This window comes from Streptomyces cahuitamycinicus (assembly GCF_002891435.1).
Lineage (GTDB): Bacteria > Actinomycetota > Actinomycetes > Streptomycetales > Streptomycetaceae > Streptomyces > Streptomyces cahuitamycinicus.
Map to the genome: position 1 here is coordinate 1 of NZ_POUC01000978.1, position 453 is coordinate 453.

Genomic DNA, 453 nt, shown 5'->3' on the forward strand with positions numbered 1-453 from the left:
CACTTTGGAGGGTCCGGCAATGATAGGTCTCAAGTTGAATACGACCTCCCGTCCGCACTCGATAGCGCCGATGACTTCTGGCTGACCCAGACGGGCGAGACACACAAGGGCCATTGGTAAATTCAACGCGCACGCGGGGCGACCCGCCCCCCGCTCAAAGTACTGATCGTCCTCGCTTTCCATGGGTAGGGGCACGCTGGCTGGCTGTTGTTCCTGCGCATCTGTGAGGCATTCGTCTTTCACGCTTTGAGCCCCGTTCCGGTGTCATCTTGTAATGTTTTTATCGACGCCGAAGCAAATGCCCGGAGCTGATCGACTGCCATCGGCTTCCCGTACAGGTATCCCTGCGCCAGGTCGATTCCCGAGCGCAGCACCACATCGTGTTCGACAGCGGTTTCGACGCCTTCCGCCACAACTCTCGCACCATACGTATGCACTAACGCGGCTACCGAC

The 453-nt window shown here is 58.7% G+C and carries 1 protein-coding gene; it reads right to left on the minus strand.

All coding sequences use genetic code 11. The annotated features are described in order from the left end of the window. Positions 1-239: 239 nt before the first annotated feature. On the minus strand, positions 240-453 hold a 214-nt coding region (locus tag C1J00_RS48720; RefSeq protein WP_146046443.1), incomplete at its 5' end, for an EAL domain-containing protein.